23 protein-coding genes are annotated in these 23,904 nt (G+C 65.5%); 16 read left to right on the top strand and 7 right to left on the bottom strand.

All coding sequences use genetic code 11. The annotated features are described in order from the left end of the window. The first annotated feature begins 47 nt into the window (after window positions 1–47). The 4 genes from AC1ROX_RS23395 (at window position 48) to xdhB (ending at window position 5,902) form a co-directional block, all read left to right on the top strand. A complete protein-coding gene (locus AC1ROX_RS23395; RefSeq protein WP_493129660.1) occupies window positions 48–1,133 on the top strand; it encodes a TauD/TfdA family dioxygenase in 1,086 nt (361 codons plus the stop codon). Continuing rightward, window positions 1,126–2,076: a tripartite tricarboxylate transporter substrate binding protein gene (locus tag AC1ROX_RS23390; RefSeq protein ID WP_493129658.1), complete on the top strand. Its 951-nt coding sequence runs from the start codon at window positions 1,126–1,128 to the stop codon at window positions 2,074–2,076. The genes AC1ROX_RS23395 and AC1ROX_RS23390 overlap by 8 nt, the downstream gene beginning before the upstream one ends. A gap of 71 nt (window positions 2,077–2,147) precedes the next feature. Then, window positions 2,148–3,575 carry a xanthine dehydrogenase small subunit gene (xdhA, locus tag AC1ROX_RS23385; RefSeq protein ID WP_493129656.1) on the top strand — a complete coding sequence of 476 codons (1,428 nt, stop codon included), beginning with the start codon at window positions 2,148–2,150 and terminating at the stop codon, window positions 3,573–3,575. Next, a complete protein-coding gene (gene xdhB, locus AC1ROX_RS23380) occupies window positions 3,572–5,902 on the top strand; it encodes a xanthine dehydrogenase molybdopterin binding subunit (protein ID WP_493129654.1) in 2,331 nt (776 codons plus the stop codon). Before xdhA ends, xdhB begins: the two co-directional genes overlap by 4 nt. Window positions 5,903–5,937: 35 nt before the next feature. Here the strand turns inward: xdhB and AC1ROX_RS23375 are convergent, their stop codons facing one another. Then, entirely contained in the window at window positions 5,938–6,771 is an 834-nt protein-coding gene (locus tag AC1ROX_RS23375; protein WP_493129652.1) for an ABC transporter permease, read from the bottom strand. After that, the gene (locus tag AC1ROX_RS23370; protein WP_493129650.1) at window positions 6,768–7,580 is read right to left on the bottom strand and encodes an ABC transporter ATP-binding protein; all 813 of its coding nucleotides are present in this window, start codon (window positions 7,578–7,580) and stop codon (window positions 6,768–6,770) included. Before AC1ROX_RS23370 ends, AC1ROX_RS23375 begins: the two co-directional genes overlap by 4 nt. 188 nt (window positions 7,581–7,768) lie before the next feature. On the opposite strand from AC1ROX_RS23370, the gene AC1ROX_RS23365 reads away from it, so the two are divergent. From AC1ROX_RS23365 to AC1ROX_RS23330, 8 genes are all read left to right on the top strand, one after another. After that, on the top strand, window positions 7,769–8,341 hold the full coding sequence (locus AC1ROX_RS23365; RefSeq protein ID WP_493129648.1) for a MarR family winged helix-turn-helix transcriptional regulator: 573 nt from the start codon (window positions 7,769–7,771) through the stop codon (window positions 8,339–8,341). Between the two features lie 46 nt (window positions 8,342–8,387). Beyond that, window positions 8,388–9,407: an ABC transporter substrate-binding protein gene (locus AC1ROX_RS23360; protein ID WP_493129646.1), complete on the top strand. Its 1,020-nt coding sequence runs from the start codon at window positions 8,388–8,390 to the stop codon at window positions 9,405–9,407. Window positions 9,408–9,422: 15 nt separating this feature from the next. Beyond that, window positions 9,423–9,824: a RidA family protein gene (locus AC1ROX_RS23355; protein WP_493129644.1), complete on the top strand. Its 402-nt coding sequence runs from the start codon at window positions 9,423–9,425 to the stop codon at window positions 9,822–9,824. 28 nt (window positions 9,825–9,852) lie between these two features. Further along, window positions 9,853–11,187, top strand: coding sequence for an NAD(P)/FAD-dependent oxidoreductase (locus AC1ROX_RS23350; RefSeq protein WP_493129642.1), 1,335 nt, complete (start codon window positions 9,853–9,855; stop codon window positions 11,185–11,187). 10 nt (window positions 11,188–11,197) lie between these two features. After that, the gene (locus AC1ROX_RS23345; RefSeq protein WP_493129640.1) at window positions 11,198–12,103 is read left to right on the top strand and encodes an MBL fold metallo-hydrolase; all 906 of its coding nucleotides are present in this window, start codon (window positions 11,198–11,200) and stop codon (window positions 12,101–12,103) included. A gap of 17 nt (window positions 12,104–12,120) precedes the next feature. Continuing rightward, window positions 12,121–12,630 (top strand): 3-hydroxyanthranilate 3,4-dioxygenase, encoded by a 510-nt coding sequence (locus tag AC1ROX_RS23340; RefSeq protein WP_493129638.1) that lies wholly within the window; start codon window positions 12,121–12,123, stop codon window positions 12,628–12,630. Between the two features lie 74 nt (window positions 12,631–12,704). Beyond that, window positions 12,705–13,112, top strand: a complete 408-nt coding sequence (locus AC1ROX_RS23335) for a RidA family protein (RefSeq protein WP_493129636.1) — start codon at window positions 12,705–12,707, stop codon at window positions 13,110–13,112. Window positions 13,113–13,117: 5 nt separating this feature from the next. Beyond that, window positions 13,118–14,065, top strand: a complete 948-nt coding sequence (locus AC1ROX_RS23330; protein WP_493129634.1) for an amidohydrolase family protein — start codon at window positions 13,118–13,120, stop codon at window positions 14,063–14,065. 8 nt (window positions 14,066–14,073) lie between these two features. Here AC1ROX_RS23330 and AC1ROX_RS23325 read toward each other — a convergent pair whose 3' ends face one another. Both AC1ROX_RS23325 and AC1ROX_RS23320 read right to left on the bottom strand, forming a co-directional pair. After that, window positions 14,074–14,694: a DUF1989 domain-containing protein gene (locus AC1ROX_RS23325; protein WP_493129632.1), complete on the bottom strand. Its 621-nt coding sequence runs from the start codon at window positions 14,692–14,694 to the stop codon at window positions 14,074–14,076. After that, window positions 14,681–15,997, bottom strand: a complete 1,317-nt coding sequence (locus AC1ROX_RS23320; RefSeq protein ID WP_493129630.1) for a Rieske 2Fe-2S domain-containing protein — start codon at window positions 15,995–15,997, stop codon at window positions 14,681–14,683. Before AC1ROX_RS23320 ends, AC1ROX_RS23325 begins: the two co-directional genes overlap by 14 nt. 283 nt (window positions 15,998–16,280) lie before the next feature. On the opposite strand from AC1ROX_RS23320, the gene AC1ROX_RS23315 reads away from it, so the two are divergent. From AC1ROX_RS23315 to AC1ROX_RS23305, 3 genes are read left to right on the top strand one after another with little or no spacing between them, the layout of a single operon-like run. Continuing rightward, window positions 16,281–17,228, top strand: a complete 948-nt coding sequence (locus AC1ROX_RS23315) for an ABC transporter substrate-binding protein (RefSeq protein ID WP_493129627.1) — start codon at window positions 16,281–16,283, stop codon at window positions 17,226–17,228. A 38-nt stretch (window positions 17,229–17,266) separates the two neighbouring features. Next, the gene (locus AC1ROX_RS23310) at window positions 17,267–18,049 is read left to right on the top strand and encodes an ABC transporter permease (protein WP_493129625.1); all 783 of its coding nucleotides are present in this window, start codon (window positions 17,267–17,269) and stop codon (window positions 18,047–18,049) included. A gap of 17 nt (window positions 18,050–18,066) precedes the next feature. Then, window positions 18,067–18,855 (top strand): ABC transporter ATP-binding protein, encoded by a 789-nt coding sequence (locus AC1ROX_RS23305; RefSeq protein ID WP_493129623.1) that lies wholly within the window; start codon window positions 18,067–18,069, stop codon window positions 18,853–18,855. Here the strand turns inward: AC1ROX_RS23305 and AC1ROX_RS23300 are convergent. The 3 genes from AC1ROX_RS23300 to AC1ROX_RS23290 are packed head-to-tail and all read right to left on the bottom strand — an operon-like array spanning window position 18,845 to window position 22,487. Beyond that, on the bottom strand, window positions 18,845–21,148 hold the full coding sequence (locus AC1ROX_RS23300) for a xanthine dehydrogenase family protein molybdopterin-binding subunit (protein ID WP_493129621.1): 2,304 nt from the start codon (window positions 21,146–21,148) through the stop codon (window positions 18,845–18,847). The two genes, AC1ROX_RS23305 and AC1ROX_RS23300, sit on opposite strands and share 11 nt — an antisense overlap. Then, window positions 21,145–21,621, bottom strand: a complete 477-nt coding sequence (locus AC1ROX_RS23295) for a (2Fe-2S)-binding protein (RefSeq protein ID WP_493129619.1) — start codon at window positions 21,619–21,621, stop codon at window positions 21,145–21,147. Before AC1ROX_RS23295 ends, AC1ROX_RS23300 begins: the two co-directional genes overlap by 4 nt. Next, window positions 21,615–22,487, bottom strand: a complete 873-nt coding sequence (locus tag AC1ROX_RS23290; protein WP_493129617.1) for an FAD binding domain-containing protein — start codon at window positions 22,485–22,487, stop codon at window positions 21,615–21,617. Before AC1ROX_RS23290 ends, AC1ROX_RS23295 begins: the two co-directional genes overlap by 7 nt. Window positions 22,488–22,652: 165 nt before the next feature. On the opposite strand from AC1ROX_RS23290, the gene AC1ROX_RS23285 reads away from it, so the two are divergent. Further along, a complete protein-coding gene (locus AC1ROX_RS23285) occupies window positions 22,653–23,903 on the top strand; it encodes an aromatic ring-hydroxylating oxygenase subunit alpha (protein ID WP_493129615.1) in 1,251 nt (416 codons plus the stop codon). Window position 23,904: the final 1 nt, after the last annotated feature.

Raw genomic sequence — 23,904 nt, 5'->3', positions numbered from 1 at the left:
GCTAGGGGCGACACGAAGTCCGACGCGCTCCGGGCTCAGGAGGAAAGATGAAAGACCAGCCATTCAAGCCGGTGGAAGGTCCCGCGGCATGGACGCGCGAGGATGTCGCGCGCGAGACGGATTGGATCAGGCACATCGAGCCGGCGGAAGCCGACGAACTCGGTCGCGCGGTTCGCGGCGCGATGAGCCGCGGCCTGTCCCTCGTGGACCTGTCGCCCGAGACCTTCCCGCTGCCCCTGCTGCGGCCGAAGCTTGAGGACATCGCCCGGGAAGTCGAGGAGGGGCGCGGCATGGTCCAGATCCGGGGCGTTCCGGTGGACCGGTACAGTCCCGAAGAGAACAAGATGATGATCTGGGGCATCGGGACCTATCTGGGAACCGGCCTGTCCCAGAGCCTGAAGGGCGACTATCTGGGCGAGGTCACGGACCTGGGTGTCCAGTCGTCGTCCTCGGACGCCCGCAACTATCGCAGCAAGGGATTGTCCCGCTTCCACACGGACCGCTGCGACGTCGTCGGCCTGCTCTGTGTCGTCCGGGCGATGCAAGGTGGCGAGAGTCGCGTCGTCAGCTCGGCCACCGTCCACAACGAGATCCTGCGTCGCCGCCCGGACCTGCTCGAAGTCCTCTACGGCGATTTCCATCACAGCCGCCAGGGCGAGCAGACGGGGGACGAAGGGCCTCACTTCAAGGTCCCCATCTTCGCCTTCGAGAACGGCCGTTTCACCAGCCAGCTCTCGTTCCTGTACATGGAATCGGCGCAACGCTTCCCCGACGTGCCAACCTTCACCGACAAGCAGCGCGAGGCGCTGGCCATCGTCAGCGAGATCGCCAACGAGCAATATGCCGAGTCGGAGTTCCTGCCCGGTGACCTGCAGCTTCTGAACGGGCATGTGACCTGGCATTGCCGCGCCGGCTACGAGGATCACCAAGAGCCCGAGCGGCGACGGCTGCTCTATCGCCTCTGGCTCTCGACGCCGAGCAGCCGCGCCCTGCCCGAGAGCTATCGCGATTCGTGGGGCGAGATTGCGCCAGGGGCCATTCGCGGCGGCGTGACGGCCGCCGAAGGATGGCGCGCCCCATCTGCCAGCTTCATCAAGTCGCCTGAACCGAGGGCTAGCGTCGAAAATGCGTAAACTTCTTCTTCTCCTGTGCGCCTTCGGCCTGTGGGCCTCCGACGCCGCGGCCTATCCGAACGGCATCGTGCGCATCATCGTCGCCTTCCCGCCGGGTGGCGCGGTCGACCTCGTCGCGCGCTCCCTGGCCCAGGAACTCTCGGCACGCTGGCCCTATCAGGTCGTCGTCGACAACAAGCCCGGGGCAGGCACGATCGTCGGCACGGAGGCCGCCGCGAAGGCGGCTCCGGATGGCCAGACCCTCCTCCTGGCGGTGACGTCGCTCGCCGTGAATGCATCGCTCTACGACAAGCTTCCCTACAACGCGCTGAAGGATTTCACGCCGATCTCGCTGGTCGCGTCGGCGCCGAACGTCCTGATGGTGAATGCCGCGCTGCCGGTGAAGAACGTCACCGAGCTGGTGGCGCTGATCAAAGCCAATCCCGGCAAATACAATTTCGGCTCGCCGGGCGTCGGCTCGCTGATGCATCTGGCCGGCGAACTCTTCAAGGACCAGGCCGGCATCGAGGTCATGCACGTGCCCTACAAGGGAACGGCGCCGATGCTGTCGGACCTCCTTTCGGGACAGGTCGAGTTCACCTTCGACAACGGCGCGCTGCTGGAGCAGGTCTATGCCGGCAAGCTGAAGGCGCTGGCGGTCACGGGCAAGCAGCGGCTTGCCGTCCTGCCCGATGTCCCCACCATGATCGAAGTGGGCCTGCCCGGCTTCGAGGCGACCTCCTGGTATGGGCTGTTCGCGCCGGCCGGCACGCCGGACGCGGTGATCCAGCAGATCAATCGCGACGTCAACAAGGCACTCGAACAGCCGGAACTGCGCGAGCGGCTGGCGAAGTTCAACCTGACGCCGGCCGGTACCACGCCCGCCGAACTGGGCGAGCACCTGAAGGTGGAGACGGCGCGATGGGAGAAGGTCATTCGCGGTGCCAACATCAAGGTCGAGTGACATGAGCGCCGACGATCGGGAGGACACGCTGTCTCATCGCAATGGCTGATCCGGCAACCATTCAGCTCGTCTTGAACGGCAGGTTGGTGGTGGCGAGCGACGTGCCGCCGACACGAACCGTCCTCGACTGGCTGCGCGACGATCTGGGCCTGCGCGGCACCAAGGAAGGATGCGCCGAAGGCGATTGCGGCGCCTGCACCGTCCTGCTGGAGCAGGCCGGTGCGGATGGCCGGCTGCATCGCCGGGCGATCAATTCCTGTCTGGCCGTGCTGGGCCAGGTCGACGGCAAGGGCGTGCGCACGGTCGAGGGCCTCGTCGAGCCCGACCACACGCCGCATCCGCTTCAGGCGGCCATGGCCGAGGGCTACGCGACGCAATGCGGCTTCTGCACGCCCGGCTTCGTGATGTCGGCGGTTGCGCTCGGGCTTGGCGACGAGCCGGTCACGGTGAAGGACATACACGATAGCTTCGCGGGCAATCTCTGCCGCTGTACCGGCTATCGTCCGATCGTCGAGACCATCGTCAAGGCGCTGCCGCTCGGCCAGGATCCGCTGAGAGGATCCGAGCCGGCTTTGCTCGGTCTCCTGGCCGGTCTCGAACGCGAGACCGGTGCCGTGTCGACGGAGGATGACCAGCGGTTCCGGGCGCCGCGCAGTCTCGACGAATTGCTGGCCTTGCGTGCGGCGCATCCGGAAGCGGTCCTGCTGGCAGGCGGCACCGATCTTGGCCTTCTGGCGAGTCGCGACCGGCGGCCGCCCGAGGCGATCATCCATTTGAGCCATGTGCCCGAGCTTGCGACGATCTCGGACGAAGGCCGCGAAGTGAGTCTTGGAGCGGCGGTCACCTACACGTCCGCGCTGCCGATGCTGGCGAAGCATTTCCCGACCTTGCAGACCTATCTGTCCCGGCTGGGCTCGATGCAGATCCGCAACATGGGCACCTTGGGCGGCAATATCGGCACGGCGTCGCCGATCGGCGATTTCCTTCCGATCCTGCTGGCGCTCGACGCTGAGCTGACGCTTTGCTCGCAGGCCTCGGGCGAACGCCGCCTGCCGCTGGAGGGCTTCTTCCTGGAATACCGGAAGACGGCACTTCGGCCTGACGAAATCATCAAGACCATCCATCTGCCGAAACTCGCTGCCGGCGATCATCTCTTCGCGGACAAGATTTCGAAGAGGCGCGACCAGGACATTTCCGCGGTCTGCGCCGCCTACAGGGTACGCTTCGAGGACACGCGGATCGTCGATGTTCGCCTGGCCTATGGCGGCATGGCGGCAATTCCCAAGCGTGCGACACAGGCCGAAGCCGCCCTGCAGGGCAGGGACTGGGACGAGACGGCGATCGCGGCCGCGGCCGCCGCGCTGCCGCTCGATTTCACGCCGCTCAGCGACGCGAGGGCGAGTGGCGAGTACCGCGCCCTGGTGGCGGCAAACCTTCTCACGCGGTTTTACTGGCGCGTCACCGGATCGGACGCTCCCGTGGAGATCGACGCGGCATGAACCATGTCAGCAGGGTCCGCGGCGAGGCCCAGGGCGGCGTCCATACCTCCCAGCCGCACGACAGCGCCCTCAAGCACACGACGGGCGCCGCGATCTATGTCGACGACATTCCGGAACCGCCGCGGACGGTGCATGCCGCTTTGGTCCTGAGCCCCATCGCGCATGGCCGCCTCCTCGGGCTTGAGACGGCCCAGGCGCAGGCGCTGCCCGGCGTCATCGAGATCATCGTGGCGGACGATATTCCGGGCGAGAACGACGTCGCGCCGGTCCTGACGGGCGAGCCGCTCTTCGCCAGGGACCTGGTCGAATATGCTGGCCAGCCGGTGGCCATCGTCGTGGCCAGGACGATGGACATCGCGCGGGCCGCAGCGGATCTCGTCCGCGTCGTCGTCGAGCCTCTCCAGTCGATCCTCACCGTCGCGCAGGCCATGGCCACCCAGTCGCTTCTGTTGCCGCCCAAGGCCGTTGTGGACGGCGACGTGGCCGGGGCGATGGCCAGTGCCAAACATCGGCTGGCGGCAAACTTCGCCGTCGGCGGTCAGGAGCATTTCTATCTCGAGGGGCAGATCGCTCTGGCCATTCCGGGGGAAGACCAGGACCTGACGATCCATTCGTCGACCCAGCATCCGACCGAGGTGCAGCATATCTGTGGGCGGCTGCTCGGGATCGACCTCAACCGCATCGCCGTGACGGTGCGCCGGCTGGGTGGCGCTTTCGGCGGCAAGGAGAGCAATGCCTCCTGGGTGGCCGGTGCTGCCGCGGTGGCGGCGTGGCGGACCCGCCGGCCGGTGAAGCTGCGGCTTCCGCGCACCACCGACATGATCGCCACCGGCAAGCGGCACGGCTTCGACATCTCCTACGAGATCGGCTTCGACGATTCAGGCCGCATCACCGCGCTCGACTCGACGCTCGCCGCCAATGGCGGGTTCAGCGTCGACCTTACGCCCGCGGCCCTCACGCGCGCGCTCACCCACGTCGACAACTGCTATTCCATTCCGCATTTCCGCGCGCAGGGTTTCGCCTGCAAGACGCACACCGTCTCGAATACCGCCTTTCGTGGCTTCGGCGGGCCGCAGGGCGTGGTGCTGATGGAAGACGCCGTCGCGCGGATCGCCTGCCATCTCGGCCTGTCCGCCGAGCAGGTCCGCGAAGCCAACTACTATGGACCGCAAACCGCTTCCGTGACGCCCTACGGGCAGCGCATCCGCGACAATCTCATCCAGGAGTGCGTGACGCAGGTCCTGCGCGACAGCGACTGGACGAGGCGGCGGGCCGAGATCGACGCCTTCAACCGGACCAGCCCGATCGTCAAGCGGGGCCTGGGGCTTTTCCCGCTGAAGTACGGCATCTCGTTCAGCGCCAAGCAGTTCAACCAGGCCGGCGCCGTGGTGCACATCTATACGGACGGTTCGATCCGCCTCAACCACGGCGGCATCGAGATGGGTCAGGGACTCTTCGTCAAGGTCGCGCAGATCGTGGCCGAGACGTTCCAGGTCGATCTCGATCGCGTGCGGGTCTCGCCGACATCGACGGCGGAGGTTCCGAACACCGCGCCGACGGCGGCCTCGACCGGCACCGACCTCAACGGCGCCGCGGCCCTCAACGCCGCCGGCATCCTCAAGGCCCGCATGATCGCCTTCGCCGCCGCGCATTTCGGCATGGAGCCGAAGGACGTGGTCTTCCGCGACAATCACGTCCATATCGGGCCGCCCGGCGCCAACCGTGTCCTCGAGTTCGGCGAGTTCGCCCATCTCTGCTGGATGGAGCGCATCTCCCTCTCCAGCACCGGCTTCTACAAGGTGCCGTCGATCCATTGGGATCCCGTCGCCATGAAGGGCGAGCCGTTCTTTTATTTCGTCTACGGGGCGGCCGTCGCCGAAGTCGCGGTGGACACGCTCACCGGCGAGACCAAGGTGCTTCGCGCCGACCTCGTTCAGGATTGCGGCCATTCCCTCAATTCCGCGATCGACGTCGGCCAGATCGAGGGCGCCTTCGTCCAGGGCATGGGATGGCTCACCTGCGAGGAACTCTGGTGGGACGGTGAGGGTCGCCTGCGGACGGTCGGCCCGTCCACCTACAAGATTCCCGGCAGCCGCGACGCGCCGGAAATCTTCAACGTCAGGATCCTCGAGGATCGCCCGGCGGTGGCCGAGACCGTCTTCCGCTCCAAGGGCGTCGGCGAGCCGCCCCTGATGCTCGCGGTCGCGGTCTGGGTCGCCATCAAGGATGCGATCGCGAGCGTGGCGTCCGGCAGGATGCCGGTCGAACTGGATATTCCCGCGACGCCGGAGCGCGTGCTCCTGGCCGTGCAGAGGCTCAAGCGATAAGGGCTGGCTCGGCGCCCCTCTCGACAGGCTGCGTCTTATTCTGATCCGCTCTTCTTCCAGGGAAGAACGGCACCCTGCAGCCGCAGGATGAGTACCTGCGAAACATAGCCGAGCAAGGAAACCAGCAGCAGGTAGACGAACATGTCGCGTACTTCGAACACCTGCCAGGACTGCCAGATCTGATATCCGAGCCCGACGTCCGTCCCGAAGTTCTCGGCGATGATCACCATGATCAGGGCCATCCCGAAGCCGAGCTGGCAACCGGTGAAGATGAACGGCAAGGCGCCGGGGAAGGCGATCGTCTTCCATGTCTGCCAGCGGCTTGCCTTGAAATTCGAGGCGACGTCGAGATAGATGCGCTCGATGTTCACGACGCCCGCCAGCGTGCTGTAGAAAACCTGAAAGAAGACCGCGACGGCGACGATCACCCACTTCGAGGCTTCGCCGATCCCGAAAATCATCATGATCAAGGGAAACAACGCGATCTTGGGAACCGGATACAGGGCCGAAATTGCGGGTTGAAGGAAGTCGCGAGCCGCTGGAGAAAGGCCGAGTACCAGGCCGAAGATGATTCCCGGAACGGCGCCGAGCACGAAGCCAATAAATACCCGCTGCAGCGTCCAACCGATGTTGACGTAGATCCGGCCCGACTGCAGCAGCGAGATCAATTCCTCGATGATCGACGATGGCGTCGGAAAGAACCGCGCATCGAGCACGTGCAGCCTTACCAGGATTTCCCAGACGACGAGAATGAGAAGAGGGGACAAAGTCGCCATGAGGAACCTCGAGCGACGCATCCGCTGGATGAGCGTCGGTCCGCTATTCCGTTCGGCGACGATCCGCACCCGCCTGTCGATTGAAGTGATCATGCGCCGACAACCTCTTCCCGCAACAACATCCAGATCTCGCGGCTTATGCGGCCGAATTCAGGATCCGCCTTGAGATCGTAGACCCTGCGCGGCCTCGGGAAATCGATCCTGAACTCCGCCTTGAAGCGGCCGGGCCTGCGCGACATCACGATGACGCGGTCGCTGAGGACGAGCGCCTCGTCGATCGAATGCGTAATGAAGATCACCGTCTTCCGGGTCTCGCTCCACAGCCGCAGCAGCTCCTCCTGGAGGAGCGCCTTGTTCTGTTCGTCGAGCGCCGCGAAGGGCTCGTCCATCAGCAGGATTTCCGGATTGTTGGCGAAGGCGCGGGCAACGCTGGCGCGCTGCTTCATGCCGCCCGACAACTGGTGCGGATAGGCGTCCGCGAACCGGTCCAGCCCGGTCAGGGCGAGGAAGTGATTGACCGACTTGTCGATCTCATCGGCCGGTGCGCCCCGCAGCATCAGGCCGTAGGCGACGTTCTTGCGCACCGACATCCAGGGAAAGATCGACGACTCCTGGAAGATCATGGAATTCAGCGGACTCGACGGGTCGCTGTGTTCGATCGTCGCTTCTCCCGAAGTCGGCGCCTCGAGGCCGGCGAGAATGCGCAGCAGGGTCGTCTTTCCGCATCCCGACGGGCCGACAACGCAGATGAATTCGCCCGCCTGCACATCGAGGTTGATCCCCTTGATGGCCTCGACGGTCTGCCGCCCAACCTTGAATGTCTTTTCCAGGCCCACGATGTGGATCTTGGGTGGTGCGAGGAAGGGCTGAACGCCGGCGCTCGCTGAACTGTCGGATGCCACGCCGTTTCCTTTCAAGTCGATCGATGCCGCGAGCCGCCGGGAAGCCGGCCGCGCTGCCCGGGCTCTAGCAAATCCCGATCCAACATCGCAGGACGTGTCCTGGAAAAAAGTGTTGTCATGTCAACGAATTGACAAAAGAAGTGTTGCGTTGTCAACACTCCGACGCCTATCCTTGCTCGGAGGTCGTGATGATGAAGATCGAGACTGCGTCGCGTGCAGAGGCGCGATCGCGGCGCAAGCCCCAGCCCGTTTCGTCGTTCCCGCAGCCAACCATCGAGCGCTGGCTGAATCCGGGAAAGGCGGGAAGCAGGCTGGAGGTGGAAGACTTCCTCAGCATGCACTTTGCCAATCTGAGCGCCTTGTTTCACCGCAAGGTGACACGCCGGTATCTCGAACCTTTTGACTTGGGGCTTCCCGAGTGGCGGACCATGACCATCCTGGCGCGGCATGCACCGATCTCGACGCGGACGCTCCGGACCATCTCGGAGATGGACAAGGCGCAGATGAGCCGCGCGCTCGTGGTTCTCGCGCAGCGCGGACTGGTCAGTCGCGATTCGGACGCCAGCCACATGGTGCGCCAGACCATCGACCTCACGGAAGCGGGGCGCGCGCTCTACAAGAAGATCATGCCCGCCGCGCGGCGCGGTCAGGCCACGCTGCTGCTCCATCTCAGCGCCGGCGAGCGCAAAGCCCTGCACTCGGCGCTGATCAAGCTGAAGGCGTTGGTCGGCGACATGCCGGAAGATGCGTGCAGGGACTGAACGCCGCCCGTTTCTCGAACACTCGCTCAAAGCATGGGGGCTTGGGATGAATAGACCGATCAGGATATTTCTGCTGCTGTCGATGGCGGTCTTCGGGCTGTCGTGGGGCCCGGCCAATGCCGCCGACCCGATCAAGCTCAAGGTCGGTGCCTATAATTCGGTGTCCGATGCGCCTCTCTATATCGCGAAGGACAAGGGGTATTTCGCCGAGCAGGGCTTCGATGTCGAATTCGTGCAGGTGAGTTCCGGGGCCGTCATGCTGACGCAGCTCGCCACGGGCGCGATGGACGCGTCGGGCGGCGCTCCGGGAGCGGCTTTCTACAATGCCGCCCGGCAGGGCATGGACGTCCGGATCGTTGCCGACAAGGGCAGTACGCCGCCGGGCCGCGGCTATTTCGCTTTCGTCGTGCGCAAGGACATCGCTGATCAGGTCAAGACCGCTGCCGATCTTCGGGGACGCACGCTTGCGGTCACCGGCTACAAAGTGGGCGCGAGCAGCGAGGTGACGATCGACAAGCTGTTCCAGACGGCTGGCGTGAAGTGGCCGGAGGTGAAGGTCATCAACATGGCGTTCCCCGACATTCTCGCCGGCCTCGGCACCGGCAAGGTCGATGTCGGCGTCCTGATCGAGCCACTGGTCACCGAAGCGGCGGAAAAGGATCTGGGTGTCATCTGGAAGCGCACCGACACGATCTATCCGAACCAGCAATATGGCGCGCTGATGTTCGGCCAGCGGCTGGTCAAGCAGCCGGAACTGGGCGTGAAGTTCATGATCGCCTACCTGAAGGCCGCGCGATTCTACAACGACGCCCTCGAAGGTAGGGCGTCGCGCGACGAGCTCATCGACATCCTGGCTCGCAACACGTCGGTCAAGAATCGCGAGATCTACAAGAAGATGGCGCTCCCCGGCATCGATCCGGACGGGAAGCTCAACATTGCTGGCATGCAGTCCGACATGGAGTGGTGGGTTTCGGCCGGAAGCATGAAGCAGCCCGTGCCGGTGACGAGCGTCGCGGACACCTCGTTCGCGGAAGCCGCCGCGAAGCAACTGGGCGCCTATCGCTGATCAGGGAGAATTAAAGTGTTTGCGACCGTCAACCAGCCGATCTCTTCGCCATTGCTTCGCACGCCGCCCGGACCGTGGAGCAACGCCATCGAAATAAAGCCCGGCGCGCGTTACCTCTACACCTGCGGCCTGGTCGGCGTCCGTCAGGACGGCGTGATCGAGGACGGCATCGCTGCCCAGGCCATCCGTATCTACGAGAACATCAACATCCTGCTGGCCGAAGCCAGGATGGACATGAGCCACGTCGTGAAGATCATCAGCTACCTGGTCGATCTTTCCGAGCAGCCGGCCTACGCCAAGGTACGCAATCCGTATCTGGGCGACGCGCGACCCGCGATGACCCTGCTCGGCGTTTCGCAGCTCGCCCAGCCGGCTCTTCGTCTGGAAGTCGAAGTCATTGCGGCCAAGCACGATTGAGTTCGCGCCCTCGGACGGAAGGTCAATCATGCGCTCGGCCGGTCAGCTCCCCAACACCGACTTCCTCACCCAACCGATCTGGTGGGACGCGACGCCGCCGCTCGCGGAGCCGCCGCAGCCGCTGGCGCCGCGTTCCGATGTCGTGGTCATCGGCGGCGGTTATGCCGGGCTGTCGACTGCACTCGAGCTCGCCCGCAATGGCGTGGGCGTCACGGTCCTCGAAGCCGACAGATTCGGATTCAATGCCAGCGCCCGCAACAGCGGCGGCGTGAGCTTCGGCCTCGATCTCACCAAAGTCGCCCGCTGGCACCGTTGGGCCGGTGCGCAGGCACCCGGGCTGGGCGAGATTGCGCGCGGGGCGGCCGAGTCGGTTTCCTACATGGAGTCGTTCATCTCCGCGAACGCGATCGACTGCGACTATCATCGACGCGGCCGGCTTTCGTGCGCGCCGACCATGCGCCACTATGACGAGCTTTCGGCGCGCACTGAGCGGATGAACAAGCTGTTCGATGCCGAGGCCTACATGGTGCCGCGGGCCGAGCAGCATTCCGAGATCGCGTCGGACTCGTTCTACGGCACGATGGTCATCCCGCGCTCGGGGCAGCTCGATCCGGCCCGCTTCCTCCGCGGGCTGCTCGGGCTCTGCCGGCAGGCGGGTGTACGGCTCCGCGATTCGTCGACGGTGACGGCGATCGAGCGCAAGGGGACCGGCTTCGACATCACGCTCGCGGACGGCCGGATCTCGGCCGATACGGTCGTCGTTGCGGTGAACGCCCATGCCGCGCGCGTGCCGGCCGCCGGAACCGCCCGGAGGATCGTGCCGGTGGCCAGTCATATCATTGTGACCGAGCCCCTGGCCGACGAGACGGCCGAGGCGCTCATCCCGAAGCGCCGGACGGGCGCCGACGGTCGTCGGCTCCTCGCCTATTTCAGGCGCACGCCTGACGGCAGGCGCTTTCTCTATGGCGGCCGTGCTTCGCCCTTCGAAGTGTCGCCGCAGGAGTCCGCGGCCGTGCTCTACCGGCGGATGGTGAAGACCTTTCCCCAGCTCGACGGTGTGCGGATCGGCCATGCATGGGGATGCAAGGTTGCCTTCAGTTTCGACGGCATCCCGCATATGAGCGGATCGGCGGGACTTCACTATATCGCAGGCTGCAACGGCAATGGCCTGGCGATGATGAACTATCTCGGCCACAAGACCGCTCGCAAGATCCTGGAGCGATCGAAGTCGATCTGCGTTTTCGACCAGCCGGTCTTTCCCGGTCCGCCGCTCTATGACGGGCGTCCGTGGTTCTTGCCGGTTGTCGCGGCGGCCTACAGCGCCCTGGATCGCATCGACTCGATGCGGGCCGGCGGACGATAGGGGATCCGATATGCTTACCTGGAAGATCGGCAACACCACCGTCACGCGCATCGAGGAGCAGGTGGGGCCCAACGATTCGACAGTCGAGGGTTTCCTGAGCGGGGTGGTCCGCGAGCGCTTTGAGCGCCATTTGTCGTGGATGGTGCCGGTCCACTTCGATCCGGCGGCGGACAAGCTCATTACCAGCAATCATTCCTGGCTGATCCGAACGGGCACCCACACCGTCCTGCTCGACAGTTGCGCGGGAAACCACAAGGAGCGGCCCTGGTTGCCGCGCTTCCATCAGCTCAACGTGCCTTTCCTGGAGAGGCTGCGCGCCGCCGGCGCGGAGCCGGAAGATATCGACATCGTGCTGTGCACTCATCTCCATACCGATCACGTCGGCTGGAACACCCGGCTGGAGAATGGCCGCTGGGTCCCGACATTCCCCAGGGCACGCTACCTCTTCTCGCGCATCGAGCACGATTACTGGAATCCGAATGTCGGTGATCGCCGCGCCAAGGCACCGGGGCGGGCGGGCGTCTACGACGACAGTGTCCTGCCGGTCATCCAGTCGGGGCAGGCGGTGCTCCTCGATGGCGATCATTCGATCGACGATCGGCTGACGGTGGAGCCGTCGCCGGGGCACACGCCGGGCCATGTCGTGCTGAAGTTGGCCGACCAGGATCGAAAAGCGCTGTTCTGCGGCGATGTTCTCCATCACCCGGTGCAGGTCTACGAGCCCGGGTGGAACACCCGGTTCTGCGAGTTGCCCGCCCAGGCGCAGGCGACGCGACGCAGGATGCTCGAATATTGCTGCGAAGATCACGCTCTGCTGTTTCCCACGCATTTCGCCGCGCCGCATGTCGCCGCGATCCTGCCGGAGGGTGACGGCTTTCGTCCGGAATTCGTCGCCGCGGCGTCGGCGGGCTTTTGACCAGGCAGGAGGCGCTCATGGAAAAGCTGGACGTGCTGAAGCTTGCGGAGATCACCGAGGAACTGGCGACGAGCGGCAGACGCGTGAAGGTCCTGTGGCAGGAGCCGGAATCCCTGGCGTTCGTCGCGCGAGGCCGGGAGTATCGCAGCGAGTTCCATGTCAATGAAAGTGACGAGGTCACTTACATGATCAAGGGGACCATGAACCTGCATTACCGGACGCCCGAGGGAAAAGAGGAGATCGCCGTCATTCCGGAGGGCTCGACGAACTTCATGCCGGCGCGGACACCGCATTCGCCGCGCTTCCCGCCGGATGCATTCGCCCTGATCCTCGAGCGGCAACGGCGAGCCGGCGAAATCGACCGCTTTCACTGGTATTGCCAGAAGTGCGGCGGATTTCTCCATGAGGAGACTTTCGTCGTCGACGACTACAGGAAAGACCCCGTCTCGCAGGCCTACAAGCGCTTCTTCGACAGTGTCGCGGCACGGACCTGCAAGGACTGCGGCACCGTGATGCCGGCGCCCTAGGGCGCGGCTCCCGCGACATCCAGAATTCGATCGGACTCCGCTCCAGGCCATTCATTTCCACGAAGGACCAGCCCATGCCCAAACAGTTCGTCACATCCAGCAATGCGCCGACCACCGGATTCACCGATCTGCAGAAGCCGCCGCCGATTGCCCAGGCGATCCGGTTCGGCAACATGCTGTTCGTGTCGGGGCAGGGACCTCTCGATCCCGGCACGCGCCTCGTCGTGGAAGGAGACATCGAGGTGCAGACGCGCCGGACTCTCGATAATCTCCTGAGCGTGCTCGACGCCGGCGGCGCAACGTTGGCAAATGTCGTCAACGTCCGCGTCGTGCTGCGCAACGTGGACGATTTTCCGCGTTTCAACGAAGTCTTCAGGAGCTATTTCGAGAACGACAGGGTGACGCGCACCTGCGTCGGCGGCACGCCCCATCGCAAGGGCGTCAACGTCGAGATCGATTGCGTGGCAATGTTCGACGCGTAGCCGAAATGCCGGCCCCTCATCGCATCGACGTCCATCATCACATCCTGCCGCCGCGATATGTCGAGGCTGTGGGAGAAGCGGCGATCGGCCAATTGCTCGTCTCGGGCAAGGCGCCGAAATGGACGCCCGAGATCGCCATCGAGGTCATGGACCGCCATGGCATCGAGAAGGCGTACACCTCGATGTCGGCGCCGGGCGTTTCCGGCCTTCCGGAAGCGGAGACCGCTGCGATCGTTCGATCGTTCAACGACGACGCTGCAAGTATCCGCAAGGATTACGGCGGGCGTTTCGGCACCTTCTCCTTCCTTCCGTTGCCCTACGTGGAGCAATCGCTCGCGGAAATATCGCGCGTTTTCGACGAGACGGGCACCGACGGCATCGGCCTGCTGACGAGCTACGGCCAGCGCCTGCTGGGCGACCCCTCGTTCGAGCCCATCTTCCGGGAACTCGACCGGCGTCGGGCCGTCGTGTTCGTGCATCCGGACGTGGGGCCCTGTTCCTGTCACATCGCGGGAGTGCCGGCGGCGACGATCGATTTTCCTTTCGATACGACGCGGGCAATCGTGAGCTTGATGATGAGCGGCATTTTCCAGCGATGCCCCAACATACGGTTCATTTTCTCGCACGCCGGAGGAACTGTCCCCTTCCTCGCGGAGCGCATTGCGCGTCTCGAGCGAATACCGGCGAACCGGGAGATCCTGAAACCGGGCGTGATCGCGATGCTGAAGAAGCTCTATTTCGACACGGCCCTCTCGGCGAACAGGTATTCGTTCGCCGCGTTGACCGAGTTGGTCGACCATCGCCAGATTCTGTTCGGTTCGGACTATCCGTTTGCTCCCGAAGACACCACGGCCGCGTCGATTGAGAGTCTCGGCAGGTTGGGCTTGTCTGCCGATCAATTGTCCGCGGTTGAACGTGATAATGCTCTTGCGCTTTTCCAGCGCGGTGCATGAAGTCGGCGTTACGCCGACTGACCGAGTGGCACGAGAGAGACCTCGACATCCATCGGCGTCATGCTGGCGCCGTTGATCGGGACCATGTCCTGCGGACAGGCCGACAGCACGACGATGCAGTCGCGCAGCGCGCGCAGCACGACGCGGTCGCCCGGCTTCGAGGTCGGCGCCTCGAAGCTCAGCGCGTTGGTTTCGTCGACGGGAATGTTCATGAACAGGTTGAGCGGCGCGGGAACATAGGACGCCCGCAGGCCTAGCGTCCCCAGCGCCTCCTGCATGTTGTCGCAGCAGTTGCGATGGTAGCCGACATGGCCGAGCAGCTCGTAGCGCCAGCGGTCGCAGGCGGGGATCAGCGTGTCGTGCACGCCGGCCGACGTATCGGCCTCCAGCCGCAGGATCGGCTCGCGCCGGTTGGTGTAGAGGATCGATCCGGCCGCCGGCATGAGGCGCGTCGTGTGCGCCCGCGTGTGCTGCATCGACATGTGATGGCCGATATCGTCGGCGCAGAAGGCCCAGGTGTCGACCACCTGGCTGCCGTGCGTGTTGATGACGGCGATCGCCTGTCCTTCGGCCAGCCTGAACGCCGCGCCGCGGGTTGCCGGCAGGGTCTGCGTGTCACTCGGCGGCATGAAGCCGCTCCGTCGGATCGCGCGCTTCGCTCAGTGCCTCTTCGTAGATCTCCGGCCATGGCCGGTCCGCGGGGGCGAGCAGGTCGCCGGCCCGCGCACCGCGGACCGCTTCGGGATCGTCGACGAGCGGCGGGATCTTCCCGGTCTCCGCCAGCGCCCGCGCCGCGTTCAGCAGCCGCCGCCGCGTCACGGTGATCATGCGATCGGAGGGCGACAGATGCTCCAGCGTCCGGTCGACGATGCCGCCCATGCTCTCGGTCATCGCCATGTCCTGCTGGGCCACGCCTTCGATGCCGGTGAAGCTCTGGGTGCGTTGCATGTCGCGGTCGATCAGGTAGTCGTTCTCCGCGCTGGCCGCCAGCCGCCAGCGCCCGTACCAGTCGGCCGTGTTGGGCTGCAGCTTCGGGATGCGGCCGAGCCCGGCGAAAGGCTTGCCGTCCTTCATGAGCGCCAGCGGCGGCCGGCGCTTCTTCCACGTGATGTTGAACATCATCGTGTGGGTGTCGTCCATCGGCACCCACACGTCGGCGACGATGTTGTCGTCGAGTGGACCGTTGGGATAGAGCGTCCAGAACGGCATCGCGAACTGTGCGAAGCGATAATAGAGCTGTCCCGCATCGGCCGGTCGGTACGAAGCGGCGGCGGTACCCCAGGCGGTCTCCTTGACGTGGAACAGCGGCGCGCGGTCGAGGATCTGGAAACGGTCGGGATTGTCGGGCGCGATGTCGGCGGGATCGATGCTGCCGCCGTGGAGGAAGCCGAAATGCGAGGTGTCGAGATCGCCCTCCAGCGCCTGCAGCCAGTTGCAGGCGCGCTGGCGGCAGCTCACCGCGGTCTCCTCCATCGGGCAGAGCGTGACCTCGATCTCGGGCAGCGGCGGCGGCACCTTGCGCTCGCCCATGTAGACATAGACGAGGCCGCCGCGCTCGCGCGACGGATAGACACGCGCCTTCACCTTGGCACGAAAATCCTGTGCCGCCGGCACGTTCGGCATTTCGAGGCAGTTGCCGTAGACGTCGAATTTCCAGCCGTGATAGACGCAGCGCAATCCGCCTTCCTCGTTTCGTCCGAAGAAGAGCGAGGTGCAGCGATGCGGGCAGCGATGGTCGAGCACGCCGATGCGGCCGGTGCTGTCGCGGAAGGCGATGAGCTTCTCGCCTAGTAGCATGAGGCGCAGCGGGGGGCCGTCGGGCTCGATCTCGGAGGACAGGAACGCCGGCATCCAGTACTGGCGCATCAGGTTGCCCATCAGCGTGCCGGGTCCAACGGCGGTGAGCTGCTCGTTGTCGATCCTGGTTGTCATGCTGCTCCTTGTGCGGAGGCGCGCCGCTTGCGCATCGCGAGGCATGAAGCATGCCAGCGATCGACGCATCGAGAAGCTCTAAAATTTCGCTGCGGTCGCCCGAAAAACTGATCTTTACCCTCGCTCGGCTTGCACGGTTAGTTCGTCTGCATCGACGCTGTCGTGCCGGAAGCGCGCGGAGGTCGAGACAGTGGGATGGCTCTTGGCGGCATGCATCTTGCTGCATGACGCGGAGCGCTTGGGGCACGAAACGGGTTCTGCTTTTCGGTCGGGGGTGCGGGCGATGATCAAGAAATTGATGTCATGGGCGGCGGCCTTCGCGGTGATGACGGGCGGCGCGGCGGCGCAGGACAAGGCATCCATCCGCCTCGACTGGATTCCCACGGCGGCGCACGCCTTCGTCTATCTCGCCAAGGAGAAGGGCTTCTACGCGGCGGAGAACATCGACCTCGACATCATCCCCGGCGACGGCGGAGCGACGGTCATCAAGCTGCTCGGCAACGGCGATATCGATTTCGGCTTCGTCGACGGCGGCGGCCTCGTCCGCGCCTGGGAAGTCGGCATCCCCATCACCTCGGTGCACCTGCAGTTCCCCGAGACGCCGACCACGATCTTCGTCTCCAAGGGATCGGGCATCACCAAGCCGCAGGATGTTTGCGGCCGCAAGTTCGGCGTCTACATGCAGAGCGCGACCTACGGTCAGACCAAGGCGATGCTGAAGGCCGCGGGCGTGACCTGCGAGATGCAGGAGATCCCGGTCACCATTCCCGGCACGCGCGAGTTCATGAGCGGCGCGGTGGACATGATCCACACCTATAATTTCAACGATCCGGTGTTCAAGCTGCAGGGCTTCGAGGTCATCCGGTTCGACGTGAAGGATTACTTCCATCTCTACAGCCAGGTGATCGTGGCCGGCGAGAAGGCGATGAAGCGCGGCGACCTGGTGCAGCGCTTCGTGCGCGCGTCGCTGAAGGGCCTGGAACTCAACATCAAGGACCCGAAGGCCGCGATCGCGGCCCTCGCCGCCGCCAACAAGAACATCAGCATCGAGCACGAGGCGGCCAAAATGCCGATGCTGATCGAACTGATGACCGTGCCGGGCGAGGGTGGGCGCAAGATCCCGGTGCAGACCGAAGCCGGCTGGAACGAGACGATCGACAATCTGATGAAGTTCGGGACGATCAAGAAGAAGGTCGATCCGAAGGGCCGCTTCGTGAACGTTACGCCCTAACCGGAACGCAATGACCGGACCGCAATGATCAGAATGCCATGAGCAGAAACTTCGTCGTCGAGCAGGGCCGCAATGCCCTGCCTTTCGTGCTGCTGCTGATCGTCTGGGAGGTGCTGACGGATGTGACCGGGGTGCCGGCCTACATCCTGCCGTCGCCGCTGCAGATCGCCGAGCGCTTCGTGGATTCCTCCGGCATCCTGCTCACCAACGGCTGGTACTCGCTGTCCTCGATCCTGGTGGGCTTCGTCGCCGCGGTGACCAGCGGCTTCGTGCTGGCCATCCTGATCGCCTATTCACGCTGGCTGCAGCGCCTGCTCGAACCGCTGATCGTCGTGCTCCAGGTCCTGCCCAAGGTGGCCCTGGCGCCGCTCTTCCTCATCTGGTTCGGCCATGGGCTCACGCCCAAGATCATCATCGTGGGGACCATCGCCTTCTTTCCGATCCTGGTGAACGTGATCGTGGGACTGAAGTCGGCCGAGGCCGACGTGATCGAGCTGATGGAGTCGATCGCCGCCAGCAAGGCGCAGATCTTCTGGAAGATCCGCCTGCCGACGGCGCTGCCGTTCTTCTTTCCCGCGCTGAAGATGGCGGCGCTGCTCAGCGTCGTGGGGGCGATGGTGGGCGAGTTCGTGGCCTCGGATCGCGGACTCGGCTACCTCATGATCCGCGCCAACGTGAATCTCGAGACCGACCTGCTGTTTGCCGCGCTGACCGAGATCACCCTGATCGGCCTGCTGCTCTACGGCGCCGTGGTCTGGCTCGAGCACATCGTGCTGAGCCGCTTCGGCGATGGCGGCAGCCGCCAGCTGGTGCCGTTGTGATGGACGGCCATCATCCCATGAGCCCGGTCGATACGGCAGCCGCTGGCCGCACGTTGATGCGGCTCAAGAATGTCGGCATCACCTTCGACGGCAAGGGCGGCAAGGTCGTCGCCGTCGAGGATTTCAGCACCGACGTACGGGCGGGTGAGTTCGTGTCGATCGTCGGTCCCTCGGGCTGCGGCAAGTCGACGATCCTGCGCCTGATCGCGGGCCTCATTGCCACGACCGGCGGCACGATCGACATCGACGGCGAAACGCCCAACGAGGCGCGGCTGGCGCGCCGCTTCGGCTTCGTCTTCCAGCAAAGCGTGATGCTGCCGTGGCGCACGGCGATCGACAATGTGATGCTTCCGTCGGAAGTGATGGCGGAGGCGACGGTCCCGCGCCGCGAGGAGGCGATGCGGCTGCTGGAGCGGGTCGGCCTCAAGGGCTACGAGAACCTCTATCCGCGCCAGCTCTCGGGCGGCATGCGGCAGCGCGTGTCGATCGCCCGCGCCCTGTCGTTCAAGCCGCCGATCATGCTGATGGACGAACCGTTCGGCGCGCTCGACGCGCTGACGCGCCAGAAGCTGCACCACCTGCTGCTCGAACTGTGGGACGCCAACCGCAAGACGGTGCTGTTCGTCACCCACGACGTCGCCGAAGCCGTGTTCCTGAGCGACCGCGTGCTGATCATGACGCCGCGTCCCGGCCGTATCGAGAGCGAGGTAAAGATCGACCTGCCGCGGCCCCGCACCGACGCCATCCGGTCGACGCCGCGCTATCTCGCGCTGGTCGACGCGATCCTGGGCAAGCTCATCCACTGACTGCGGGCGCAACCTCGCCGGCGTCGGCGGGGCTTGCGTCGGCGATCTGCTCCCAGAGACGCGACGGCGAAAGCGGCAGGGTATGGATCTCCACGCCGAGCGGTCGCAGGGCGGCGGATACGGCATTGGTGATGACGCCGGCGACCGGGATGATCCCGCCTTCGCCGGCGCCCTTGGCCCCGAGCGGATTGACCGGCGAGGGTGAATTCTCCGTCGCTGCGACCCGGATGACCGGAAAGTCGAGCGATGTCGGCAGCAGGTAGTCGGCGAGCGTCCCCGTGAGGAGCTGGCCCTGCGCGTCGTAGCGCAGCTCCTCGAGGAAGACGCCGCCCAGTCCCTGCACGATGGCGCCGGTCATCTGCCCGCGCATGGTCAGCGGATTGATGATCCGCCCGACATCCTGGATGGCGACATAGTCCACGACCTCGACATGACCGGTCCGCAGGTCGACCGCGACATGCGCGGCATGGGCGCCGTAGGAATAGGTATGACGATGGTTCAGGAAGGCACCGTCGACGACCAAGCCGTCGCCGCGCAACTCGTGCCAGGGCACTGAAAGGCCGGTCCCGACGCGGGCGGTGTCATCGATCAGCGTCACCTCTTCGAGCGCGCAGCCGAACCAGGCCGCCGCACGGGCGCGGATCTCCGCCAGCAGCTTCGCCGACGTGTCGAGGATGGCCGAGCCGCCCATGACGACCGATCGCGAGTGGAAGGCGCCCCATCCCTCTTCGAGCAGCGTCGTCGAGCCGTGCCGCACGCGCAGCTGCTCGATGGGCAGGCCGAGCGCGTCGGCCGCAATCTGCGCACAGAACGTCTCCAGGCCCTGCCCGATCGCAGCCGAGCCGACATTGAGCGAGATCGTCCCGTCGGCCTCGACGATCAGGCGCGCGGTCTCCTTCGGTCCGATGCCGCCGCCCTCGATGAAGCAGCCGACGGCGATGCCATGGCGGCGCCCGCCGACGTCGCGGCCCTGCAGGGGCCACTTGGCGGTCCAACCGAAATCATCGAGGCAGCGCGTCAGCGCCTGGGCATAGTCGCCGCTGTCGTATTCGTCGCGTTTCTCGGGCGAGGAGAGGGTGGCGACCGGGTAGGGCATCTCAGCCGAGCTGACCAGGTTCTTCCGCCGGAAGGCGACCGGGTCGAGGCCCAGCTCGCCCGCCACGATGTCGAACAGGCGTTCGCGGAAGAAGTCGGCTTCCATGCGGCCCGGCCCGCGATAGACGCCCATCGGCGCCTTGTTGGTCACCACGACCTGCGTGGCGATGTCGATATGCGGTATGCGATAGGGGCCCGAGAGGAACTGCGAGACGTTGCGCGGTCCGACCGGCGCGGAACCGCGCACATAGGCACCGGCATTGACCAGGATCTCGGCCTGCAGGCTGACGATGGTGCCGTCATGCCGGCAGGCGAGTTCCAGCGTGGCATGCATGTCGCGCGAATGGCTGGTGACGAGCAGATGCTCGCGCCGGTCCTCGACCCAGCGCACGGCGGCGCGCAGGTGGCGGGCGGCGAAGGGGATGAGGAAGTCCTCGGGATAGAACTCGCCGCGGATGCCGAAGCCGCCGCCGACATCCATCTCGATCATGTCGATCGCCTGTTCGCTCATGCCCAGCATGGCGGCGAGGGTGCGGCGATTGGTGAAGGGTATCTTGGCCGCCCCGCTGACCTTCAGGCGGCCCAGCGCATCGTCCCATTCGGCGAGGAAGCCGCGCGGCTCCATCGGCACGCCGGTATGGCGATGGATGAAGAAGCTTTCGCGGCGCCGGTAGAGGTCCGGCTCGGTCGAGGGTTCGCCCCGGACGGCCGTGTAGGTGATGGCGTGGTTGCTCTGGCCGTCGAACAGCGGCGCCGCCTCGGCGGCCGTGCGGGCCTCGACCACGGGTTCGAGGAAATCGAAGGTCACGTCGATCAGGCCGACCGCATCCTCGGCCTCGCCGGCGCTGGCGGCGACCACGACGGCGATCGGCTCGCCGACGTAACGCACTCTGTCGTGGGCGATGACCGGCTGGGCGAAGGGCGCGATGGCCGGCACGGCGAGAACGCGCGTGTTGATCGTGGGCACGTCGCCCGCGATGTCGCGCGCCGTCAGGATGGCGCGGACACCGGGACAGCTCAGGGCGGCGGCCGCATCGATGCCGGTGATCCGCGCATGCGCCACGGGACTACGCAGGATCGCGGCGTGCAGCATCCCGGGCACCGCGAGATCGCCGACATACTGGCCTTCGCCGCGCAGCAGGCGCGGGTCTTCGATGCGCTCGACGGGGCTGCCGACATAGTTGTTGCGCCGGCTCACGTCGCCACCGGCCTGGCGTAGGCGTCGCGGGCTTCCAGCAGGGCCGCGACGATCGCGACGTAGCCGGTGCAGCGGCAGATGTTGCCCGACAGGACTTCGCGGATACGGTCTTCATCGGCCTCGGGTTCGGACGCGAACAGCGCATGGAACGTCATCAGGATGCCCGGCGTGCAGAAACCGCATTGCAGCGCATGCTGGCGTCGGAAGGCCGACTGCAGCGGGCTCAGCCCCTCGGCGGGGCTGATCCCCTCGACCGTCGTCACCTGGCTGCCGTCCGCCTGCACCGCCAGCATCAGGCAGGATCGCGCAGCCTCGCCGTCGACGATCACCGTGCACGCGCCGCACACGCCGTGCTCGCAGCCGACATGGGTGCCGGTGAGCCGCAGGGTCGAGCGCAGGAACTCGGCCAATGTCTGCCGCGGCGTGACCTCGCGCTCGATGGGAGTGCCGTTGACCTCGAGGCGGATCAGCATGGGACGTCACGCGTTGCGGCGTCCTGCAGGGCGCGCTCGACCAAGGTGCCGACCAGCGCCCGGCGATAGCGGGCACTGGCATGGAGATCGTCCTCAGGGTCGACGGCCTGCCGGGCGGCGGCCGCGGTGGCGCCGATTGTGGCCCCATCCACGATTTGTCCGTTCAGTGTTGCTTCGGCTTCGGCCAGACGCAGCGCCGTCGGGCCCACGCCGAAGACACCGACATGGGCGTCCATCGCCTGGCCGGCCGCATCGAGATCGTAGTGCAAGGCCACGCCGGCGATGGCGAAGTCGCCGCGCCGCCGCGCGAACTCGTGAAAGGCCCAGCGGCGGCCCGTCGGCCAGGCGGGCAATCTCAGACCGACGATCAGCTCGTCCGGTTCCAGCGCCGTGGTGAGAGGAGCCAGGAAGAAATCGGCGGCGGGCAGGCTGCGCCGTCCCTTTGCGCTGGCGATGGTGAGCATCGCATCGCAGGCGACGGCGATGCCGGGCAGTTCCGCCGCAGGATCGGCATGAGCAAGGCTGCCGCCCACGGTGCCGCGATTGCGGATCTGGTAATGCGCGATGTGCGAGACCGCGGCGGTCAGCAACGGATGGGCGTTCGCCAGTGCGCTGCTGTGCTCGATTTCGCACCAGCGCACCAGCGCCCCCAGGATCGTCGCCTCGGGGCCGATCTCGATACGGCGCAATTCATCGAGATGACGGAGGTCGACCAGCAACTCGGGCGACGCGAGACGGAAGGCAAGGATGGGCATGAGGCTCTGCCCACCGGCCAGCGGCCGTGCGGCCTCTCCGCTGGTGCCGAGGATCGACAACGCGTCGCCGAGGGAGCGCGGAGCGACATAGTCAAAAAGCGGCAGGGTCACGGCTTCTCCGGGAGGTGAACTTCGCGCGCTCGTTGCATCTATGGTGCCATTGTGGGCGAGCCAGTTTGTCCAATCCGTCCCTGCACGTCGCTTCGAATATTTCGCCCGGCGCTGCCGAAAATATGATCTTTACGCTCTGTCCCGACGCGGTAGGTCTTGGCCCTCATGACTGTAGAAACCTCCTCTGAAATCAGCTGGCCTGAAGAAGGCGTTCGCCGCATTCCCTACGGCGTCTATTCGAGTCCCGAAATCGCCGCACGCGAGGAAAGCGCGATCTTCCGGGGGCCGATCTGGCACTTCCTCGGACTCGAAGCGCAGATCCCCGACACCGGCATGTATGTGCTGGCGCAGGTCGGCGAAACGTCGGTCATCGTGGTCCGACAGGCCGATGGCGGCGTCGAGGCGCTGGTCAATCGCTGCTCGCACAAGGGCACGCCGCTCGCCTATCTGCCGCGCGGCAAGACCAGCCGCTTCCTGTGCATCTATCACAACTGGTGTTTCGCGCTGAACGGCAAGATGCTGTCGGCTGCCTTCGAGCGCGGCGTCGCGGGCAAGGGCGGCATGGCGTCGACCTTCAAGAAGGAAGAGAACGGCCTGCAGAAGATGCGCGTGCATCGACTGAGCGGGTTGATCTTCGGCACCTTCAGCGACGAGACGCCGCCGTTCGAGGAGTATGTCGGCGCCGACCTGATCGCCAACATCAAGCGCGTCTGCGGCCGCAAGCTGCGCGTGCTGGGGCAATACAGCCAGAAGCTGCCGTCGAACTGGAAGCTCTACATCGAGAACGTGAAGGATCCCTATCACGCGTCGATCCTGCACGCCTTCAACGGCGTCATGAAGCAGGACCGGCTAACGATGGAAGGCGGCATCGTCATGGGCTCGCGCGGCTGGTCGCACATCAGCTACTCCAAGATGAGCACCGACCAGGGCGACGCGGTCTACAAGGACAAGGCGCTGCGCTCGGGCGAGCTCACGGCCTACGGGCACGGCTTGCGCGACACGTCGATGACCGACATCTGGGACGACTTCGGCGACGGCGTCAGCATGACGATCCAGACGATCTTCCCGAACTTCGTCCTGCAGCAGCTTCGCAACTGCCTGGCCGTGCGCACGATCGTGCCGAAGGGAACGCACGAATCGGAACTGCGCTGGACCGCCTTCGGTTTCGAGGATGACGACGAGCGCAAGCTGAATGGCCGCCTGAAGCAGGCTAACATGATGGGACCGGCCGGGCTCATCGCGATGGAAGACGGCATGATCGGCGGCCTCGTCCAGCGCGGCATCGCCGGCGATCTCGACAAGGCGGCGGTGATCGAGATGGGCGGACACGGCATCGAGCCGATCCCGGGATCGCGCGTGTCCGAGGGCAGCGTGCGCGGCTTCTGGACGGGCTATCGCGCCCTGATGGGGCTTTGAT

The organism is Reyranella sp. GW821-FHT14A01, from assembly GCF_058803965.1.
The sequence above is the reverse complement of the archived record's forward strand: the minus strand, read 5'-3'. Positions and strand labels throughout refer to the sequence as shown.

Coding starts and splice junctions, on each gene's coding strand:
- AC1ROX_RS23315 (WP_493129627.1), top strand. CDS start 16,281: ATGATCAAGAAATTGATGTCATGGGCGGCGGCCTTCGCGGTGATGACG.
- AC1ROX_RS23360 (WP_493129646.1), top strand. CDS start 8,388: ATGAATAGACCGATCAGGATATTTCTGCTGCTGTCGATGGCGGTCTTC.
- AC1ROX_RS23310 (WP_493129625.1), top strand. CDS start 17,267: ATGAGCAGAAACTTCGTCGTCGAGCAGGGCCGCAATGCCCTGCCTTTC.
- AC1ROX_RS23340 (WP_493129638.1), top strand. CDS start 12,121: ATGGAAAAGCTGGACGTGCTGAAGCTTGCGGAGATCACCGAGGAACTG.
- AC1ROX_RS23365 (WP_493129648.1), top strand. CDS start 7,769: ATGATGAAGATCGAGACTGCGTCGCGTGCAGAGGCGCGATCGCGGCGC.
- AC1ROX_RS23335 (WP_493129636.1), top strand. CDS start 12,705: ATGCCCAAACAGTTCGTCACATCCAGCAATGCGCCGACCACCGGATTC.
- AC1ROX_RS23395 (WP_493129660.1), top strand. CDS start 48: ATGAAAGACCAGCCATTCAAGCCGGTGGAAGGTCCCGCGGCATGGACG.
- AC1ROX_RS23285 (WP_493129615.1), top strand. CDS start 22,653: ATGACTGTAGAAACCTCCTCTGAAATCAGCTGGCCTGAAGAAGGCGTT.
- AC1ROX_RS23305 (WP_493129623.1), top strand. CDS start 18,067: ATGAGCCCGGTCGATACGGCAGCCGCTGGCCGCACGTTGATGCGGCTC.
- AC1ROX_RS23295 (WP_493129619.1), bottom strand. CDS start 21,621: ATGCTGATCCGCCTCGAGGTCAACGGCACTCCCATCGAGCGCGAGGTC.
- AC1ROX_RS23330 (WP_493129634.1), top strand. CDS start 13,118: ATGCCGGCCCCTCATCGCATCGACGTCCATCATCACATCCTGCCGCCG.
- AC1ROX_RS23345 (WP_493129640.1), top strand. CDS start 11,198: ATGCTTACCTGGAAGATCGGCAACACCACCGTCACGCGCATCGAGGAG.
- xdhB (WP_493129654.1), top strand. CDS start 3,572: ATGAACCATGTCAGCAGGGTCCGCGGCGAGGCCCAGGGCGGCGTCCAT.
- AC1ROX_RS23320 (WP_493129630.1), bottom strand. CDS start 15,997: ATGACAACCAGGATCGACAACGAGCAGCTCACCGCCGTTGGACCCGGC.
- AC1ROX_RS23390 (WP_493129658.1), top strand. CDS start 1,126: ATGCGTAAACTTCTTCTTCTCCTGTGCGCCTTCGGCCTGTGGGCCTCC.
- AC1ROX_RS23325 (WP_493129632.1), bottom strand. CDS start 14,694: ATGCCGCCGAGTGACACGCAGACCCTGCCGGCAACCCGCGGCGCGGCG.
- AC1ROX_RS23375 (WP_493129652.1), bottom strand. CDS start 6,771: ATGATCACTTCAATCGACAGGCGGGTGCGGATCGTCGCCGAACGGAAT.
- AC1ROX_RS23350 (WP_493129642.1), top strand. CDS start 9,853: ATGCGCTCGGCCGGTCAGCTCCCCAACACCGACTTCCTCACCCAACCG.